This window comes from Ruegeria sp. BC8 (genome assembly GCF_056535705.1).
The window spans coordinates 1404929-1424402 of sequence record NZ_JBQFIV010000001.1; the positions used below are offsets into that span (position 1 = coordinate 1404929).

Annotated in this window: 18 protein-coding genes; 16 read left to right on the top strand and 2 right to left on the bottom strand. The window is 61.5% G+C overall.

Going from position 1 to position 19474, the window contains the following annotated elements; genetic code table 11:
- Window positions 1-124 precede the first annotated feature (124 nt).
- From ACR3EK_RS07130 to ACR3EK_RS07175, 10 genes are all read left to right on the top strand, one after another.
- Complete coding sequence (locus ACR3EK_RS07130) at window positions 125-3544, top strand: indolepyruvate ferredoxin oxidoreductase family protein (protein WP_480633032.1); 3420 nt, start codon at window positions 125-127, stop codon at window positions 3542-3544.
- 76 nt (window positions 3545-3620) lie between these two features.
- The gene (locus ACR3EK_RS07135; RefSeq protein ID WP_170389992.1) at window positions 3621-4499 is read left to right on the top strand and encodes a lysophospholipid acyltransferase family protein; all 879 of its coding nucleotides are present in this window, start codon (window positions 3621-3623) and stop codon (window positions 4497-4499) included.
- An 8-nt stretch (window positions 4500-4507) separates the two neighbouring features.
- Window positions 4508-5317, top strand: a complete 810-nt coding sequence (locus tag ACR3EK_RS07140) for a glutamate racemase (protein WP_480633033.1) — start codon at window positions 4508-4510, stop codon at window positions 5315-5317.
- Window positions 5318-5410: 93 nt separating this feature from the next.
- Window positions 5411-6439, top strand: coding sequence for an N-acetyl-gamma-glutamyl-phosphate reductase (gene argC, locus ACR3EK_RS07145; RefSeq protein WP_480633034.1), 1029 nt, complete (start codon window positions 5411-5413; stop codon window positions 6437-6439).
- 7 nt (window positions 6440-6446) lie between these two features.
- On the top strand, window positions 6447-6893 hold the full coding sequence (gene ccmE, locus ACR3EK_RS07150; protein ID WP_170338751.1) for a cytochrome c maturation protein CcmE: 447 nt from the start codon (window positions 6447-6449) through the stop codon (window positions 6891-6893).
- A gap of 138 nt (window positions 6894-7031) precedes the next feature.
- Window positions 7032-7643 (top strand): holin-associated N-acetylmuramidase, encoded by a 612-nt coding sequence (locus ACR3EK_RS07155; RefSeq protein WP_170538454.1) that lies wholly within the window; start codon window positions 7032-7034, stop codon window positions 7641-7643.
- Window positions 7634-8212, top strand: a complete 579-nt coding sequence (locus ACR3EK_RS07160; RefSeq protein WP_480633035.1) for a holin family protein — start codon at window positions 7634-7636, stop codon at window positions 8210-8212. Before ACR3EK_RS07155 ends, ACR3EK_RS07160 begins: the two co-directional genes overlap by 10 nt.
- 75 nt (window positions 8213-8287) lie before the next feature.
- Complete coding sequence (locus tag ACR3EK_RS07165) at window positions 8288-10252, top strand: heme lyase CcmF/NrfE family subunit (RefSeq protein WP_480633036.1); 1965 nt, start codon at window positions 8288-8290, stop codon at window positions 10250-10252.
- Window positions 10249-10704 carry a cytochrome c-type biogenesis protein gene (locus ACR3EK_RS07170; RefSeq protein WP_170357705.1) on the top strand — a complete coding sequence of 152 codons (456 nt, stop codon included), beginning with the start codon at window positions 10249-10251 and terminating at the stop codon, window positions 10702-10704. Before ACR3EK_RS07165 ends, ACR3EK_RS07170 begins: the two co-directional genes overlap by 4 nt.
- Window positions 10705-10775: 71 nt before the next feature.
- Entirely contained in the window at window positions 10776-11552 is a 777-nt protein-coding gene (locus ACR3EK_RS07175; RefSeq protein ID WP_480633037.1) for an enoyl-CoA hydratase-related protein, read from the top strand.
- A gap of 3 nt (window positions 11553-11555) precedes the next feature.
- Here the strand turns inward: ACR3EK_RS07175 and bmt are convergent, their stop codons facing one another.
- Window positions 11556-12569, bottom strand: coding sequence for a betaine--homocysteine S-methyltransferase (bmt, locus tag ACR3EK_RS07180; RefSeq protein ID WP_480633038.1), 1014 nt, complete (start codon window positions 12567-12569; stop codon window positions 11556-11558).
- Between the two features lie 118 nt (window positions 12570-12687).
- Entirely contained in the window at window positions 12688-13005 is a 318-nt protein-coding gene (locus ACR3EK_RS07185; protein ID WP_170357709.1) for a DUF1476 domain-containing protein, read from the bottom strand.
- Window positions 13006-13193: 188 nt separating this feature from the next.
- Between ACR3EK_RS07185 and purC the strand changes: the two genes are divergently transcribed.
- The 6 genes from purC (at window position 13194) to ACR3EK_RS07215 (ending at window position 18985) form a co-directional block, all read left to right on the top strand.
- A complete protein-coding gene (purC, locus tag ACR3EK_RS07190; RefSeq protein WP_170357710.1) occupies window positions 13194-13949 on the top strand; it encodes a phosphoribosylaminoimidazolesuccinocarboxamide synthase in 756 nt (251 codons plus the stop codon).
- A 147-nt stretch (window positions 13950-14096) separates the two neighbouring features.
- On the top strand, window positions 14097-14765 hold the full coding sequence (locus tag ACR3EK_RS07195) for a MarC family protein (RefSeq protein WP_170339322.1): 669 nt from the start codon (window positions 14097-14099) through the stop codon (window positions 14763-14765).
- Between the two features lie 129 nt (window positions 14766-14894).
- Window positions 14895-15125, top strand: a complete 231-nt coding sequence (purS, locus tag ACR3EK_RS07200) for a phosphoribosylformylglycinamidine synthase subunit PurS (protein ID WP_093961981.1) — start codon at window positions 14895-14897, stop codon at window positions 15123-15125.
- Between the two features lie 34 nt (window positions 15126-15159).
- On the top strand, window positions 15160-15828 hold the full coding sequence (purQ, locus tag ACR3EK_RS07205; protein WP_170368407.1) for a phosphoribosylformylglycinamidine synthase subunit PurQ: 669 nt from the start codon (window positions 15160-15162) through the stop codon (window positions 15826-15828).
- A 36-nt stretch (window positions 15829-15864) separates the two neighbouring features.
- A complete protein-coding gene (locus ACR3EK_RS07210) occupies window positions 15865-17637 on the top strand; it encodes a sensor histidine kinase (RefSeq protein ID WP_480633039.1) in 1773 nt (590 codons plus the stop codon).
- A 13-nt stretch (window positions 17638-17650) separates the two neighbouring features.
- Complete coding sequence (locus tag ACR3EK_RS07215) at window positions 17651-18985, top strand: sigma-54-dependent transcriptional regulator (RefSeq protein ID WP_093961984.1); 1335 nt, start codon at window positions 17651-17653, stop codon at window positions 18983-18985.
- Window positions 18986-19474: the final 489 nt, after the last annotated feature.

Consider the following 19474-nt stretch of genomic DNA (forward strand, 5'->3'; position numbering starts at 1 on the left):
AACAAATTCCATATTCAAACGGGGAAATCGTTACAGAGCAGGGGGAATTTTGTATACAGGTCAGAAATTATGACCTAAAATGACGTCAAATGCAGCACACTATTCCGACGTGGGGAGGCGTCTGATGAGTCAGCCAAAGATTTCGCTCAATGACCGTTTCGATCTGACCAAAAGCCCGGTGCTTTTGAATGGTACGCAGGCGCTTGTTCGTCTGATGATGATGCAGAAGGCGCGCGATACCGCCGCGGGTCTCAACACTGCCGGTTTGGTCACCGGATACCGGGGGTCTCCGCTGGGTGCGGTCGATCTTCAAATGTCGCGCGCCGAAAAGCAACTGGCCGAGTGCGATGTGACCTTTCAATACGGTCTGAACGAGGACCTGGCCGCCACAGCCCTGTGGGGCAGCCAGCAGGCGGGTCTGCGCGGCGATGGAAAGTATGACGGCGTGTTCGGCCTGTGGTACGGCAAGGGGCCGGGTGTGGACCGGTCCGGCGATGTGATGCGTCACGCCAACATGGCCGGAACCGCCAAGCATGGTGGCGTGCTGATGGCGATGGGCGACGACCACACCGGCGAAAGCTCGACCGTGCTGCACCAGTCGGAATGGTCGATGGTCGACATGTACATGCCCGTGGTCAGCCCGGCCGGGGTGCAGGAAATCCTTGATTATGGAATCTACGGCTTTGCGCTCAGCCGGTTTGCCGGGGTCTGGGTCGGCCTCAAGACGATGAAGGACACGATCGAGGTGACCTCGGTCGTGGATGGCCGGCCCGACCGGATGCAACTGGTGACGCCGGAATTCGACATGCCCGAGGGCGGGCTGAACATCCGGCTGGGCGACACGCCGCACCTGCAGGAGGCGCGGATCATCGACTACAAGCGGTTCGCAGCCGAAGTGTTTTCACACGCCAACCGGATGGACCGGCGGGTCTGGGGCAAGCCGGGCGCCAAGATCGGCATTGCCGCGGCGGGCAAGAACTGGCTGGACCTGGTCCACGCCATGTCGCTACTAAACATCGACGAGGCCGAGGCCGAACGGCTTGGGATCACCACCTACAAGATCGGCCAGACCTTCCCGTTGGACATGAAGGGGTTCCATGATTGGGCCGAGGGGCTGGACCTGATCATCATCGTCGAAGAAAAGCGCAAGCTGATCGAAGTGCAGGTCAAAGAGGCGATCTTTGACGACCGTCGCGGACGTCGCGTGTACGGCTGGTACAAGGGCGGGGCAGGCACGCTGCACCGCGAAGAGCTGTTCCCGACCCGCGGCGCGCTTGATCCGATCATGATCGCCGAAAAGCTGGGCGGGATCTTCATCGAAGAAGGCCGCGAAACCGAGGGTATCCGCGCCGGACTGGCCAGCCTGCAAGAGGCGCGCCGCAACGACAACGCGCAGGAGATCGCGACGCGGCTGCCGTATTTCTGCTCGGGCTGTCCGCACAATAGCTCGACCAAAGTGCCGGAGGGCAGCCGGGCCTATGCCGGGATCGGCTGTCACTACATGGTGCAGTGGATGGATCGCGAGACTACCGGCTTTACCCAGATGGGCGGCGAAGGCGCCAACTGGATCGGTGAGGCGCCGTTCTCGACCACGAAACACGTGTTCCAGAACCTGGGCGACGGCACCTACAACCACTCGGGCGTTCAGGCGATCCGGGCGGCGCTGGCGGCCGGAACAAACATCACCTTCAAGATCCTGTTCAACGACGCGGTCGCCATGACCGGAGGGCAGGAGAACGAGGGCCATCTGACCGCCGAGCGCATCGTGCGCGAGGTCAAGGCCATGGGCGTGCAGCATGTGGCCGTCGTCTATGACGAAAAGGAAGATGTGAATTTCAAGGCACTGCCCGGCGACGTGGAAACCCACGAACGGGCCGAGCTGATGGCGGTTCAGAACAAGTACCGCGAGATCGAAGGCGTGTCGGTCATCGTCTACGTCCAGACCTGCGCCGCCGAGAAACGCCGCCGCCGCAAGCGCGGTACCTTCCCGGACCCGGACAAGCGCGTGTTCATCAACTCGGATGTCTGTGAAGGCTGTGGCGATTGCGGGGTGCAGTCGAACTGTGTCTCGATCGTGCCCAAGGAAACCGAACTGGGCCGCAAGCGGGCGATCGACCAGTCCAGCTGCAACAAGGATTTCTCGTGCCTCAACGGGTTCTGCCCGTCCTTCGTCACGCTGGAGGGCGCCAAGATCCGCAAGGAAGCCACCACCGAGATCGACATCCCCCATCTGCCGCAGCCGGTTCTGCCGCAGATCGAGGGCACGCATAACGTGGTCATCACCGGCGTCGGCGGCACCGGCGTCGTGACTATCGGGGCGGTTCTGGCGCAGGCCGCGCAGATCGACGGCAAGGGCGCGGGCATGATGGAAATGGCCGGGCTGGCGCAGAAGGGGGGCGCGGTGCATATCCACTGTCGCCTGGCCAACAAGCCAGAAGACATCAGCGCCATCCGCGTGGCTACGGGTGAGGCGCATGCGCTGATCGGCGGTGATCTCGTGGTGTCCGCCGGGGCCAAGACGCTGGGCCTGACGCGCACTGGTCAGACCGGCGCGGTGGTCAACAGCCACGAGATCATAACCGGCGATTTCACCCGCAACACCGAATTCCACATTCCGGTCGACCGGCTGGAATTGGCGCTGGAAGCGCGACTGAAGGACGGTCTTGCCCTGTTCGACGCGACCGAGTTGGCACGCGCGGTGATGGGCGATTCGATCTATTCCAACATGATGGTGTTCGGGGCGGCCTGGCAGCGGAGTCTGCTGCCTGTCAGCCACGACGCGATCATGACCGCGATCGAGCTGAACGGCGCAGCGGTCGAGCGCAACAAGCGCGCCTTCGAGGTCGGCCGCTGGGCGGTTCTTCATCCCGAGGAAGTGGCGCGCATCGTGACCCCCACGGTGACCGAGTTGCCCAAGACGCCCGAGCAGGCCATCGCATTCCGTGCCGATCATCTGGTGGCCTATCAGGGCAAACGGTTGTCGAGGCGCTATCTCAAGCTGGTCGAGTCGATCGAAGACCCGAAGGTCCGGGATGCCGTCGCGCGCGGGTATCACAAGCTGTTGTCCTACAAGGACGAATACGAAGTGGCCCGCCTGCTGCTGGACAGCCGCGACAAGGCTGCCGCCGAATTCGACGGCGACATCAAGATGACCTTCCACCTGGCTCCGCCGATCCTGGGGGGCAAAGGGCCGGACGGGCGTCCGCGCAAACGGCAATTCGGCGAATGGCTGATGGGGCCGATGAAGGTTCTGGCCAAGCTGAAGGGGCTACGTGGCACGCCGCTGGACATCTTCGGCTATACCGCCGAGCGCCGAATGGAACGGGCCTTGATCCGTCAGTATGAGTCGGACATGAAAGAGGTCCTGCCCAAGCTGGATGACAACACCCGTGATGCGATTGTCGCGCTGGCGCGGTTGCCGCTGGACATCCGCGGTTTCGGTCCGGTATTGGCCGCCAACGAAGCCAAGGCCGCCAAGCGGCGCGAGGAACTTCTGGCCGTGATCCGGCAGGGAGGAACCGAGACGCGGGCCGCGGCCGAGTAACGTCATATCGGTGTCATGGAGGCGCGGTAGGGTTCCCGTCCGCGCCGTCCGATGACGGCCACACCGGAGACCCGTGATGAAATCACGTCGCCAAGTCGCTCGGGACATTTCCTACGCCCATTCTGCTGAAACGCGGGGTGGGCGCATGGTCATCAAACTGATGGAGAACACGACCGGTCGGCTGCGTCTGATCCGGCGCGCGGATGGTTACGAGCGCGAGGTCGCCAATGGCCGTGATTTCTGGTCGGTCATGGTCGAACGCTACGGGCTGAGCCTGAACGTGGTGGGCGGGGCGTTGTCAAACATCCCCAAGGACGGCCCGCTGATCCTGATCGCCAACCACCCCTACGGGATTCTTGATGGGCTGATGATGGGGCATGTGCTGTCCCAGACCCGCGGAGATTTCCGGATTCTGGCCAATCATGTGTTCCACAAGGCTGAGGATCTGAACCGGATCATCCTGCCGATCTCTTTCGATCAGACGAAAGAGGCGATGCGGCTGAACCTGCAGACCCGAAAAACCGCCCTGGATTATCTGGGTCAGGGTGGGGCAATCGGGATTTTTCCCGGTGGCACGGTCAGCACGGCGGCGCGACCCTTCGCGCACCCGATGGACCCGGGCTGGCGCGGTTTCACCGCGCGGATGGTAGCCAAGTCAAATGCCGCCGTGGTGCCTTTGTTCTTTGATGGGCACACCTCACGCCTGTTCCAGATCGCCAGCCATCTGCATGTGACGCTGCGCATGGGTTTGCTGATCAAAGAGTTCAAAAAGCGTGTCGATACCCCAGTGGATGTGGTCGTGGGGCAGCCCATCGGTCGCGACGTTCTGGACCCATTGGCCGGCGATACGCGCAAGATGATGGATTTCTTGCGCAAAGCCACGTATGAGCTGTCTCCGAAGCCGCTGAAGTCGTATGACTATGGCTATGAATTCGAGGAACGGCATCGCGCCTGAAGGGGCAAATGGCAGTAGGCATCTTTGATTCCGGATTGGGCGGGCTGACCGTCCTGAACGCCGCGCAGACACGTCTGCCGGAGGTGGATTTCCTGTATTACGCGGACAGCGCGCACGCGCCGTATGGCGTGCGCGACGCCGAGGATATCTACAACCTGACCCGAAACGCGGTGCAGGACCTGTGGTCGCGCGGCTGCGATCTGGTGATTCTGGCCTGCAACACGGCCAGCGCCGCGGCGCTTCGGCGGATGCAGGAAGAGGGCGTGCCGCAGGGCAAGCGCGTGCTGGGTGTGTTCGTGCCGCTGATCGAGGCACTGACCGAGCGCCAGTGGGGCGACAACAGCCCCCCGCGCGAAGTGGCGGTCAAACATGTGGCTCTGTTTGCCACGCCGGCAACCGTGGCCAGCCGCGCGTTTCAGCGTGAACTGGCGTTCCGCGCCATCGGCGTCGATGTTGAGGCGCAGGCCTGCGGTGGCGTGGTCGATGCCATCGAGGACGGTGACATGATCCTGGCCGAAGCCCTTGTGCGGAGCCATGTGGACGCGTTGAAGCGCAAGATGCCGCAACCGCAGGCTGCGATCTTGGGCTGCACCCATTACCCCTTGATGGCCGAAGCCTTTCAGGTAGCGTTGGGACCAGACGTGCAAGTGTTCAGCCAGGGCGACCTGGTGGCCGAAAGCCTTGCGGATTATCTCCAGCGGCATCCGGATATGCTGGGCGGGGGTGAGGCGGGTTACCTGACCACAGGCAATCCGCAGAAGGTCAGTGACCGGGCAACGCAATTTCTCCGACGACAGATCACCTTCAAGGCCGCCTGACTTAGGTCAAGGACCGGCCCCTGTCATGAATTTATTCGGTACCTGTCACGTCGGCGGGTGCCAGACGTGTCACATAAATCTACGAGGTCTGACATGACCCACAAAATCGCAATCCTGGGCGCTTCGGGCTATACCGGTGCCGAACTGGTGCGGCTGATCGCCGAGCACCCGAACATGGAAATCACCGCTTTGGCGGCCGAGCGCAAAGCCGGGCAGACCATGGCCGAGGTGTTTCCGCATCTGCGCCATCTGGATTTGCCGCGTCTGTGCAAGATCGAGCAAATCGACTTTGGCCAGATCGACCTGTGCTTTTGCGCGCTGCCGCACAAGACCAGTCAGGAGGTCATCCGGGATTTGCCCTCCGACCTGAAAATCGTTGATTTGTCAGCGGATTTCCGGCTGGCCGACCCCGACGAGTACGAGAAATGGTACGGCAATCCGCATGCCGCACTCACGCATCAGGATGAGGCCGTCTACGGACTGACCGAGTTCTACCGTGAGGACATCCGCGCTGCGCGGCTGGTGGCTGGCACCGGGTGCAATGCTGCCACGGGGCAGTATGTGCTGCGGCCGTTGATCGCGGCCAGTGTTATCGACCTGGATGACATCATTCTTGATCTGAAATGCGCTGTCTCCGGGGCGGGGCGCGCGCTGAAAGAGAACCTTCTGCACGCCGAACTGAGCGAGGGCACCAACGCCTATGCCGTCGGCGGTACCCACCGGCATCTGGGCGAGTTCGATCAGGAGTTCTCGGAACTGGCGGGCCGCGCGGTTCACATCCAGTTTACGCCGCACCTGATCCCCGCGAACCGGGGCATTCTGGCGACCTCGTATGTGAAGGGTGATCCGCAGAGCGTTTATGAAACGCTGTGTGCAGCCTATGCAGACGAGCCTTTCATTCAGATGCTGCCCTTTGGCGACACACCTTCGACCCACCATGTGCGCGGATCGAACTTCTGCCACATCGGCGTCGTTGCTGACAGGATCGAACGGCGAGCCATCGTGATTGCGGCGCTGGACAACCTGACAAAAGGTAGCAGTGGGCAGGCCTTGCAGAACGCAAACCTGATGTTAGGTGAACCCGAAACGACGGGGCTTATGATGGCCCCTCTGTTCCCATGAGGGCGAGATGAAGACGCTGAAGAAACGTCGTCGTGTACAGATCATTCTGTTGGCTTTTGTGGCTTTGGCCCTGGCGACGGGCTTGATAGGCTATGCCATGCGAGACGGGATCAACTATTTCCGCTCGCCCAGCCAGGTGATCGCCGAACCGCCGGCGCCGAACGAGGTGTTCCGCATCGGTGGGTTGGTCGAAGAAGGCTCGATCGTACGCGGGCAGGGTGAAACCGTACGGTTCACCGTTACCGACGGGGGTGAGAGCGTGAAGGTGGCCTTCACCGGTGTCTTGCCTGATCTGTTTTCCGAGGGTCAGGGGATGGTCGGCACCGGAAGCTACGTTGATGGCGTGTTCCAAGCCACTGAAATTCTAGCAAAACACGACGAGACCTATATGCCGAAAGAGGTCATCGATGCCTTGAAGGAGCAGGGCGTCTACGAAGAGCCGGCAGACAGCTGAGACAGGACAGCCTTCGGTAGGTTGCCTGAATGAGTGTTTAAGGGCGTTGCGCGATCTGGTCGTGCAGCGCCCTTCTTCGTTTCAAGGATTTAAGGATTTCACCGGACCGTGGGCCGCATAGGAACACAGAGGTGCAGCATGCAGTCGGTTCAACAGATTGCCAACGAGATCGTAACCCGCGAGGGCGGCTTCGTCGATGATCCGGACGACCCCGGAGGCGCCACGAAATACGGTGTCACAATCCACACGATGCGACGGTTGGGCCTTGACCTGACGCGTGACGGCACGGTCGATCGCCGCGACGTGATCGCGCTTGGCCGGGATCAGGCCGTCGCGATTTTCATCACGCATTACTTTCAAAAGCCCGGCCTGGCACGGGTGCCCGACGCGCTGCAGCCGACGCTGTTCGATATGTACGTGAATGCGGGCGGACAGGCGGTGCGCATCCTGCAGCGTCTTTTAGTGCAGATGGGATTTTCGCTCGCCGTGGATGGCGTTTTGGGGCCGCGAACGGCTGGGGCGTGCGATCAGGCCGCAAAACCCGATCCGGTGGTGTTGCGCGACGCGTATGGGGTGGCACGAAGGAACTACTATTTCCGGCTTGCTGACCGACGTCCAGCCTTGCGCAAATACGTGCGCAGCCGCAACGGTGGGAAAGGGGGGTGGATCCGCCGGGCCGAGGAGTTTCTATCTCCGCCCTATCACCTGAGCATGGCCGAGTTTCAGCAAAGGATAGCCGCATGGGACTGATCGCAGGTATTTTCGACCTTCTGTTCGGCGGTGGGCGCAACGTGGTGCGCGAAACTGCGGAGGTGTTCCGCGAGAACGCGGAGGCCGGTGCGGAACGCGCTGTTGCGCTGCGCGGACAGGCGATGAACCAGTTCGGCGCGGAATTCGAAGCTCCCCGCAAAGGCGGGTTTGACCGTTTCATGGACGGTTTGAATCGGTTGCCAAGGCCTGCATTGGCGCTGGGGACATTGGGTCTGTTCGTGGCCGCGATGGTCGATCCATTGTGGTTTGCGGCGCGGATGCAGGGAATTGCGCTGGTGCCCGAGCCGCTGTGGTGGCTACTGGGCGTCATCGTGTCGTTCTATTTCGGAGCGCGGCACCAAGCGAAGGTTCAGGACCTTCAGCGTGATATCTCAGTTACGATGATGCGGGCGCCACAGGTCATGGCCAACTTGCAAGCTCTTCACGAGATGCGAGCGGAAAGTCCGGGGGCTGCCGATCCGGGGCCGGATGCCGAACTGACGGCCCAGGTGATCATCCCCGATCACAACCCGGCGCTTGAGGACTGGCGGCGTCTGCAGCGCGCCTGACCCGCGACACTATGTGCGCCTGATTGCGGCGAAAGTGATTGGCGCTTGCCCGGGCGCGGGATTATACCCGTGCCCATGATAACCGAGCTTGGACATTTCGCCCTTATCCTGGCCTTCATGGTGGCCATAGTTCAGACAGTCGTGCCATTGATCGGCGCCGCAAAACGCTGGCCGTCATGGATGCTGTTCTCGGAACCCGCGGCTATTGCGCAATGCCTTCTGACAGGATTTGCCTTCGCTGCGCTGGTGTGGGCCTTTGCGACCTCGGATTTCTCGCTGCGGATCGTGGTGGAGAACAGCCATTCCCTGAAACCGATGCTGTATAAAATCAGCGGAACCTGGGGAAACCACGAAGGCTCGATGCTGTTGTGGGTACTGATCGTGGCGCTTTTTGGCGCGACGGCAGCGCTTTTCGGCCAGGGTTTGCCACCCACGCTCAAGGCCCGTGTCTTAGCGATGCAGGCCGCAATCGGGGTCGCGTTCTACGCCTTCATACTTTTTACGTCGAACCCGTTTGACCGGCTTCCCGTTGCGCCCTTTGACGGCCGCGATCTGAACCCCTTGCTGCAGGACCCCGGCTTGGCTTTCCACCCGCCGTTTCTGTACCTTGGATATGTGGGCCTGAGCATGGCATTCAGCTTTGCCGTTGCTGCCCTAATTGAGGGACGGGTGGACGCGGCGTGGGGTCGTTGGGTTCGACCGTGGACCCTGGCAGCGTGGATATTCCTGACCATCGGCATCGCTTTGGGGTCTTGGTGGGCCTATTACGAATTGGGTTGGGGCGGGTTCTGGTTCTGGGATCCGGTGGAAAACGCGTCTTTTATGCCGTGGCTTCTGGCCGCCGCACTTCTGCACTCGGCCATCGTGGTCGAAAAGCGCGAAGCCTTGAAAAGCTGGACCATTCTGCTGGCGATCATTGCATTTGGCTTTTCGCTGATCGGAACCTTCATCGTGCGCTCGGGCCTTCTGACGTCGGTTCACGCTTTCGCAAACGATCCTGAGCGTGGTGTGTTCATCCTGTTCATTCTGGTGGCGTTCATCGGCGGAGCGCTGATCCTGTTCGCCGCCAGGGCGCAGGCGATGGAGGCCAAGGGGCTGTTCGGAATGGTCAGCCGTGAAAGCGCATTGGTGCTGAACAATATCCTGTTGGCTGTCAGCAGTTTTGTCGTGTTCTTCGGGACCCTTTGGCCGATGGTGGCCGAGATGATGTTCGACCGAAAGCTCTCGGTCGGGGCACCGTTCTTTAATGCGGCATTTACGCCGTTCATGGTGGTGTTGGGCATCGCATTGCCGCTTGGCTCGATGCTGCCGTGGAAGCGCGGAAGGCTGGGTCGCGTCGCATGGCAGCTGCGCTATGCGTTTGTTCTGGCCGTTTCGCTGGCCGTACTGGTTTGGGTGCTGCAGACGGGCCGCAGCGCGCTCGGGCCGGTTGGTTTGTTCCTTGGCGCATGGATCACCTTCGGCGCCGCGGTCGATCTGTGGAGCCGCACAGGCCGCACCGGCGGCTTCCGGCGTCTGATGCGCCTGCCGGGCGCGGATTGGGGCAAGGCGATCGCCCATACCGGTCTGGGGGTCACGATCTTTGCGATTGCCGGCCTGACCGCCTGGGAGGTCGAGGACATCCGTGTTGCGCGTATCGGGGAAACCTTCGACGTGGGCGGTTTCTCGTTCACTTTGGACGGCGTGCGCGAAGTTGAGGGACCGAACTATTTCTCCACCATGGCCGATGTACAGGTTCAAAAAGATGATCGAGAGATTGCTACGCTGAACCCGGAAAAACGGACCTATCCGGTGGCCGCCATGCCCACGACCGAGGCTGCGATTGACTACCGTTTTCTGCGTGATGTCTACGTGGTCATCGGGGATCAGCAGGACGATGGCGGCTGGGTCATGCGTACTTACATCAAACCTCTTGCGAATTGGATTTGGGGAGGCTGCATTCTGATGGCTCTGGGCGGATTGTTCAGCTTGTCCGACCGCCGATTCCGGGTGGCCGCAGGGGCGCGCAAGGTTCCGGCAGGCGGAGTGCCAGCAGAATGAAACGTCTGATCGTTTTGCTGTTGTTGCTGGCATCGCCGCTGATGGCGGTCCAGCCGGATGAGGTGCTGGAGGATCCGGCGCTCGAAGCTCGAGCGCGGGACATCAGTACGGGCCTGCGTTGTCTGGTCTGTCGAAACGAAAGCATCGACGAAAGCAACGCGGAACTGGCCCGTGACCTGCGAATTTTGCTGCGCGAGCGGCTGGTCGCGGGCGACACCGATGAAGAAGCGGTTGCCTATATCGTCGACCGCTACGGGGAATACGTGCTGCTCAAACCCACGACCACGGGGGCGAACCTTCTGTTGTGGCTGGCAGGGCCGGCCATGCTGTTGATTGCCGCGGGTCTGGGGTGGAACTTCTTGCGCGGTCGTGCGCGGGTTGAGGAGACCTCCGCCGTGGACGGATTGAGTGACGACGAGAAAGAGCGCCTGCGCCGGATTCTTGAAGACTGACGTGCGGTTTGCCTTTCCCTTGCGCGGCATTTGGGTCAGGGTTCGGGAAATTCTGCGCATGTGAGGACTTCATGGAATACGAAACGGTGCTTTTGGACATCACGGACGGTCTGGCTGTGGTCACGCTGAACCGGCCGGACAAGATGAACGCGCTTACGACGAAAATGCGCGCCGAGATTACCCATGCGATGAAAAAAGCCGCTCATGACGCGCGCGCAATCGTCCTGACGGGCGCGGGTCCGGCGTTTTGCTCCGGCCAGGATCTGGGCGATGCGTCCAGCACCGGCAAGATCGATCTGGAACGCGCGCTGCGCGACGAATATGAACCGATGCTGGAAGCTGTTCATGATTGTCCGGTGCCGACAATCGCGGCCGTGAACGGTCCCGCGGCGGGGGCAGGGGCAAACCTGGCGCTGTGTGCCGATGTGGTCATTGCGACCGAAAGCGCCTATTTCCTGCAGGCCTTTGCCCGGATCGGTCTTTTGCCGGACGCCGGCGGGACGTGGTTCATGCCGCGCCAGATGGGGCTGGCCAAAGCCATGGGTGCAGCCCTGTTCGCCGACAAGATTTCTGCGCGTCAGGCTGATCAATGGGGCATGATCTACGAGGCAGTTGCCGACGATGAATTCGCCTCGCATTGGCGCAAGCGCGCCGAGTACCTGGCCAAAGGGCCGACTGCGGGCTTTGCCGCGATCAAAAAGGCGATGAGAGGCACCTACGAAAACACATTGCCGCAACAACTGGCGACCGAGGCGCACCTGCAGGGGCAATGTGGTCGCACCCGCGACTTCGCCGAAGGCGTGGTGGCATTTCTGGAAAAACGCGCCCCCCGGTTCGAGGGGCGCTGACCATCAGGCCCGGCGGCGGCGGCGCGCGCGCCGTTCGGGCATCACCTCGTCCCCGGTTCCGTCACTGGCCGACGAGAAAGGCCCAAGGACTGCAGTAATTTGCTCGAGCGACGGACGGGCGCCACGGGGTTCAGTGTCCAGTGCCTTGCGCATCTCACGCAGGTGCGCTGGCATCGTTCCGCAGCAACCGCCGATGATGGTCGCACCTGAATCCCGCGCCATGGCCGCGTAGCGACCCATTAGCTCGGGTGTGCCGTCATAGTGGATGTGGCCATCGACATATTTGGGAATACCCGCATTGCCCTTGGAGATCAGGGGGCGTTCGGTCCCCTGAGCCACAAAACCCAGAACCGTGCGCAGGATGTCAGACGCGCCGGTGCCGCAGTTGGCGCCAAAGGCGATCGGCGGGTTGGGCAGGGTTTCGACCAGTTGCGCCAGATCTGCCGAGGTCACGCCCATCATGGTGCGCCCGGCGGTGTCAAAACTCATGGTACCGCACCAAGGCATGTCGGCCAGGGCAAAAGCCTCGGCCGCGGCGCGGAATTCCTCCGGCGCGCTGATCGTTTCTACCCACAGCACGTCGACGCCGCCGGCTTTCAGCGCCTCGGCCTGTTCGTGGAACATCTCGACCGCCTCGGCATGGGTCAGGCTGCCCACAGGTTCCAGGATTTCACCGGTCGGACCGACCGAGCCCGCAACCACCACCGGGCGTCCGGCGGCATCCGCGACCTCGCGCGCCAGTTCGGCGCCGATGCGGTTCAACTCGGCCACGCGGGTGTGGGCGTCGTGCAGCTTCAGACGTGCAGCCGTTCCGCCGAATGTATTGGTCAGGAACAGGTCACTGCCCGCATTCACCGACCCCTGATAGAGAGCGCGGATCTTGTCGGGTTGGTCGGTGTTCCACAGCTCGGGCGCGTCACCCGATTGTAGCCCCATGTTGAACAGGTTCGTTCCGGTGGCGCCGTCGGCAAGAATGGCGTCCTTAGTTTCCAGCAATCTGGTCAGCGCGTTGGTCATTGGAGATGTCCGGAGTTGTGGCCCCAAAGGCCAAAAATTTAGACGCCCCGTGTCGCATGACCGGGACGTCAAATCAAATTCATAATACTCATGAAGATCATGAGGTGGGCGGCATGCCTCAGTTGGCTTCGCTCATCACCTGAGCTTTGGCCTCGGGCAGCAGTTCCGCCATCTTGGCGCGGATTTCCTCGGGGCTGGACAGATCGCCCAGATCGGCGGCGACCTTGCGCACAACGTCCTCGTGGCCGGCCTCTTCGAAATCGGCGATCACGACGGATTTTGCATACTCGGCGGCCTCGTCGCCGCTTTTGCCCATTTTTTCCGCAGCCCACAGGCCCAGCAGCTTGTTGCAACGGGCTTGCGCCTTGAACTGCATTTCTTCGTCATGGGCGAATTTTGCTTCAAAGGCGTTTTCGCGTTCGTCGAACGTGGTCATGGGTGTTGGGCCTCTTCAAGTAAAAGTGTGTTTCCTGATGATATGACCATACGCGCTGCCGGGTGCAAGGTATTTGCGCTGCGTCAAAGCCTCTCGGATGCATGAACTTGCGGGAAAGGGGGGCTTGCACTATGAGAGCGCCAACGCGATGGGACTCATTCCCTCGCCCCAGCCTGGAAAGGTCGCACATGGCGCGTCGCAAGAAGATTTACGAAGGCAAGGCCAAGATCCTGTACGAAGGCCCGGAACCGGGCACGATCGTTCAGTATTTCAAAGATGACGCCACCGCGTTCAACGCGGAAAAGAAAGACGTGATCGACGGCAAGGGTGTTCTGAACAACCGCCTGAGCGAATTCTTCATGACCGGTCTGAACCAGATCGGCGTGCCGACCCATTTCATCCGCCGCCTGAACATGCGCGAACAGCTGGTTCGCAGCTGCGAGATCATCCCGCTTGAGGTGATCGTCCGCAACTATGCCGCCGGGTCGCTGTCGAAACGGCTGGGCATTGCCGAGGGCACGCAACTGCCGCGCCCGATCGTGGAATACTGCTACAAGGACGACTCGCTGGGTGATCCACTGGTGACCGAAGAGCACATCGCCGCGTTCGGCTGGGCCAGCCAGCAGGACATGGACGACATCCTCAGCCTGGCGCTGCGGGTGAACGACTTCATGAGCGGCGTGATGCTGGCTGTGGGTATCCGTCTGGTCGACTTCAAGATCGAAATCGGTCGTGTCTACGAGGGTGACTTCCAGCGCCTGATCGTCGCTGATGAGATCAGCCCAGACAGCTGCCGCCTTTGGGACATCGAGACAGGACAAAAGCTGGACAAGGACGTGTTCCGCCGCGATCTGGGCAGCCTGACCGACGCCTATTCCGAGGTCGCCCGTCGCCTGGGCGTTCTGCCGAAAAGCAACGTGAGCAAGCCCACCCTGATCAACTGATCGCGCCGACTGGCAGGGCCTAACAAGGATGCGCTGCTCCTATTCGGGGCGGCGCATTTTTCATTGCGGGTTTGACAGGTCAGGTCCCTGTCACGCATCTTCGGGTTGACCGACCAACCCGGTCCGCTAACCAAGGTGGCACACTGAATGAGCGCGTTGTTCGATCAAGCGGTTTTCCTGAAATTTCTGGCGGCCGTGCTGGCCATATTCAACCCGCTCTACAACATCCCGATCTTCTTGAGCATGACGCGCGACTGCACACCTGCCGAACGGCGCAGGGTAGCGATGATCGTGATGGCCTCGGTGACGGTGATCGCACTGATCTCGGTCGCTATAGGTGAAGAGGTGTTGGCTGTCTTCGGGATCGACGTTCCTTCGTTTCGCGTGGCCGGCGGGCTGATTATCTTCGGGATCGGCATGTCGATGCTGAACGCGCAAGACCGGGCGCCGGGCGATCAGGCGGCCGTGGTTGATGGTCACGCGCGCAAGTTGAACTTTGCCGTTGTTCCGCTGGCGATCCCGTTGACGATTGGCCCGGGCACGATTGCCGTGACGATCGTGTTCTCGCATCAACTGTCGGATGGGGCCGAACTTGTGACCCTTGGCTCGGCGATCCTGATCGCCTGTTTCATAGTCGGGCTCGGCCTGTTGTTTGCTGACAGCATCTCGCGTCTTGTGGGTGAGACGATGATCAATGTGCTGACCCGGATCATGGCGATCCTGCTGGTTGCTGTGGCCGTCGAAATGGTTCTGACCGGCATCTTCAACGCGGTTGATGCACATTATCCCGGGCTGACGGGCAGCCCAGGCAATTGAATTCCTCAAGATGAAGCGCCTGCGGTCATTCGACCGCATCACAAAGGCTTGTTCTGCGCGGTCAGTCGCGCTATCCCCCGCGCAACGGAACAGGCCCCGGCGCGGCGGGCCACAGGTGGAGTTGCGACGATGAAGGCACGGGTGCACGTAATGCTCAAGAACGGGGTTCTCGACCCCCAAGGCGAGGCTGTGCGCCACGCATTGGGCGCACTGGGGTTCGACAAGGTGCAGGGCGTGCGACAGGGCAAGGTGATTGACCTGGAACTGGCCGATGGCGCAACCGAGGCTGATGTGGCCGAAATGTGCGAGAAGCTGTTGGCCAACACGGTCATCGAGCGTTACGAGATCGAACTGGTCTGAGTTCTCTGACCGTTATCCCCAAGGAGGGTTTCCCATGCGCGCAGCGGTTGTCGTTTTTCCGGGGTCCAACTGTGACCGGGATCTTGCCGTCGCCTTTGAGCAGGCCGGTTTTCAGGTCGACATGGTCTGGCACAAGGATGCCCAGCTGCCGCAGGGCGTGGACATCGTGGGCGTGCCGGGTGGGTTTTCCTACGGCGATTACCTGCGCTGCGGTGCGATCGCCGCGCAGTCTCCGATCTGCAAGGCGGTAGTCGAACACACAGAACGGGGCGGCTATGCCATCGGCATCTGCAACGGGTTCCAGATACTGACCGAGACCGGCATCCTGCCGGGCGCACTGCTGCGCAATGCCGGCTTGAAATACATCTGTCGAACCGTTGGGCTGAAGGTTGCGACCAGCGAGAGCGCTTTTACTCAGGGCTACAACGCCGGAGACGTGATTCAGATTCCGATCGCGCATCACGATGGCAACTACTTCGCTGATGACGAAACCATTGCCCGCCTACGGGATGAGGATCGGATCGCCTTCAGCTATACTGACAACCCCAACGGCTCGCGCGGAGATATTGCCGGGATCCTGTCGCACAACCGGCGCGTGCTGGGCATGATGCCCCACCCCGAGCGGGCGGCGGACGAGGCGCATGGTGGCACCGACGGAGTGGCGCTCTTCCGCGCATTGTCGGGTGTGCTGACACCTGCGTGACTTGAGGTCGTGGGCGCGGAAGCGTAGCTTCGGTGCATGAGTTCCGACGCGCAATCAGGCTGGACAAATCTATTTGGCCGTGGTGCCCCTTTGGGGTGGCGCCTGCGGTTGGCCGTGTTCGTGTTGCTGGTTGCTGCTGCGGCGACGGTCTGGGTCACCAACAGCCTGCTGACCAATCGGTTCACGGAATCGACCCGAAACAGGGCTGAACTGCGTCTGGCGCTCTATTCCGGCAACCTGCTGAGCGAATTGCGTCGAAATGCCATCGTTCCACAATTGCTGGCCCGGGACCCGACCTTGATTTCGGCCTTGCAGTCAGCCGATTTTTCCTTGTCGACGCAGCGCCTTCTGTCCTTTGTTGAAGAAATCGGGGCTGCGTCGCTGATGCTGTTGGATCGGGATGGTCGGGTCGTTGCCGCAACAGACCGCAATCGACTGGGCGAGTCCCATCGAAGTGACCCGTATTTCGTGAATGCCGTCAGGTCCAACGCAACGATCTTTTCCGAGATTGCGCGCGAGACCGGCAGTTATGGCTTTCTCTATTCCCGCAGGATCGAGTTCGGGTCCGAAATTCTGGGCGTGATTGTGGTCGAAGTTGATCTGCGCAAGTTTGAAAACGCCTGGGCCGGGATCTCGGACGCGGTCATGGTGACCGACAGCACCGGAACGATCATTCTGTCGACCGAACCCCAGTGGCGCGGCCTGAACGAGACTGAGGCGTTGTTGCGGCAGCATCCGCAGGGTGCCATCCAGCGCGCAATTCGGGCGACTACCGATTGGACGGCCTTGCCGCCGGACGCCTATGTTGCGGGCGAGGCCGTGATGCGGATGGAGACCCGCATCCCGTTTCGCGGTTGGAAGATGACCTCGTTCACGACCTATTCCTCGATCCGCGAAAAGGTGAACAGCGTGCTGGCGCTCGAGATCATGGGGTTTGCGATTCTCCTGGCGCTGACCTTCTATGCACTGAGCCGCAGGGCCACGTTCCGCATGGCGCTGTTCCAACGCGAGTCGGCGGAGCTTCGCGCATTGAACGCAAGGCTGCAGCGCGAAATCGCCGAACGCGAACGGGTTGAAAAGACGCTGGAAGTGGCGGAACAGACGCTGGCGCAAAGCTCGAAGCTGGCAGCCCTGGGCGAGATGTCGGCGGCCGTCAGTCACGAGTTGAACCAGCCGTTGGCGGCGATGAAGACCTATCTGGCGGGCGCGCGGCTGCTGCTGCGCCGAAACCGCCCCGAAGAGGCGCTGGCCAGCTTTGGTCGGATCGACGGTCTGATCGAGCGGATGGGCGCGATCACGCGGCAGCTCAAGTCTTATGCCCGAAAGGGCGCGGACGCGTTTTCACCCGTAAATCTTGGGGAGGCGTTGGCCTCATCCCTGTCGATGATGGAACCGCAGCTGCGCCAGAGGCAGGTCAAGATCACCCAGATCCTGCCCGAAGAGCCGGTGATCGTGATGGGAGATCGGATGAGGATCGAACAGGTTATGGTCAACCTGTTGCGAAACGCGCTCGACGCCACCAAATCTGTTGCAGAGCCTGAGGTCGAGATCATTCTGGCCGCAGGCGAGACCGCCGTGCTGGCGGTGCGCGACAATGGCCACGGGATCGAGGATATCGAGAACCTGTTCGAGCCGTTCTACACCACCAAGCGACCCGGAGATGGGGTCGGCTTGGGTCTTGCCATCTCGTCCGGGATCGTGAACGACCATGGCGGGCGGCTGACTGCGCGCAACGGCCAGAACGGCGGCGCGGTATTCGAGATGCAACTGCCCATTTTGGGACATGACGGCCTTGAGGCCGCAGAATAACGAGGACGTACCTATGGCACAGGCCATGAAAATTGCCATCGTGGATGATGAACAGGACATGCGCCAGTCGATCAGCCAATGGTTGGCGCTGTCCGGCTATGACACCGAAACCTTTGCAAGCGCCGAGGATGCGCTGAAGGTTCTGGGGCCGGACTACCCGGGGATCGTGATCTCGGACATCAAGATGCCCGGCATGGATGGTATTCAGCTGTTGAAGAAGCTGATGGGCGCCGACAGCACCTTGCCGGTGATCATGATTACCGGTCACGGCGACGTGCCGATGGCCGTCGAGGCGATGCGGGTGGGGGCGTTCGACTTTCTTGAAAAGCCGTTCAACCCCGATCGGATGTCGGAACTGGCCAAACGCGCCAGCAACGCCCGGCGTCTGACACTGGACAACCGCGCCCTGCGGCGCGAGCTGTCGGGCGGCACGCAGATCATGAACAAGCTGATCGGCGCCAGCCCGGTGATGGAGCGCCTGCGTGAGGATATTCTGGACTTGGGCCAGGCCGACGGGCATGTGCTGATCGACGGCGAAACCGGCACCGGCAAGACCCTGGTGGCGCACGCGCTGCATGCAGTCGGCAGCCGGGCGGGCAAGAAATTCGTTCTGGTCTCCTGTGCCGCGCTGGAAGAAGAGGCGCTGGCCAAGCGACTGTTCGGCCCCATGATGCCCGAGGACACGCAGCTGCCCGCTATCGAGGAAGCCCGGGGCGGCACTCTGGTGCTGGAGGATATCGAGGCGCTGAGCGACACGCTGCAGGCGCGGTTGCTGAGCGTCATGAACGAGCAGGGAACGCCGGCCGAGACCCGGATCGTTGCGATCTCGAACCTGCAGGAAGCCGGCAAAACCAGCGAGGACGTGCTGCGGCCCGATCTGTTCTATCGTCTGGCGGCGCTGCGGATCACCATGCCGCCGCTACGGCAGCGGGGCGAGGATATCCTGACCCTGTTCACCCGGCTGAGCGAGCAGTTTGCCGAGGAATATGGTTGTGAGGCGCCGCAAGTCAGCGCCCAGGAGGCCGCGCAGTTGTTGCAGGCCCCGTGGCCGGGCAACGTGCGCCAGTTGATCAACATCGCCGAACGCGCGGTTCTGCAGTCGCGCCGCGGCTCGGGCACCATCGCGTCGCTGTTGATGTCCGATCACGAGGAAATGCAGCCAGTGATGACCACCGAGGGCAAGCCGCTGAAGGAATACGTTGAGGCGTTCGAACGGATGCTGATCGACAACACAATGCGGCGCCACAAGGGGTCCATCGCCTCGGTGATGGAGGAACTTTGCCTGCCGCGCCGGACTTTGAATGAAAAAATGGCCAAGTACGGGTTGCAACGGGCGGACTATCTGTAGGCGAGGGGGCCAGTCCCTTTTTGGCCTTTTGGCCAATGTACACCCGGGAAACTTGAAGCCGGAGGAAGCCCGACCTGTCCGTAGATCGGGCTCCTTTGCAGTTTGCCCATTGTGTTTTCCACAGGACTGCTTTTATTGTACCGGGACGGGTCGGGCGCATTTTTGTGCCTGAATGTCCCGAATCATTGAGTTTCGCTGCTTTGCTGCAGGTGGTGACCTTTCCCGCCCGGCCAAGCAGACCGATTGTGCCCCGTTCCGGGGCAGTAGAGTACCTGAGCCCGAACTTCGGGCGAAAGGAATAATGGGCAGGCAGCGGCGTGTTCGCGCCTGTCGGAGAAGAACCGCGATGACGCGCGCGCTACGATTGAGTATACGGGCAGGGGGCCACAGCGCCGATCCCTGCCGCGCGCCGTCCGTAATCGCCCAGACAAGACACCACCCCAGATGCGCCTGTCCGCCTGGACAGGTCAGGACAACGCGTTTGGCGCG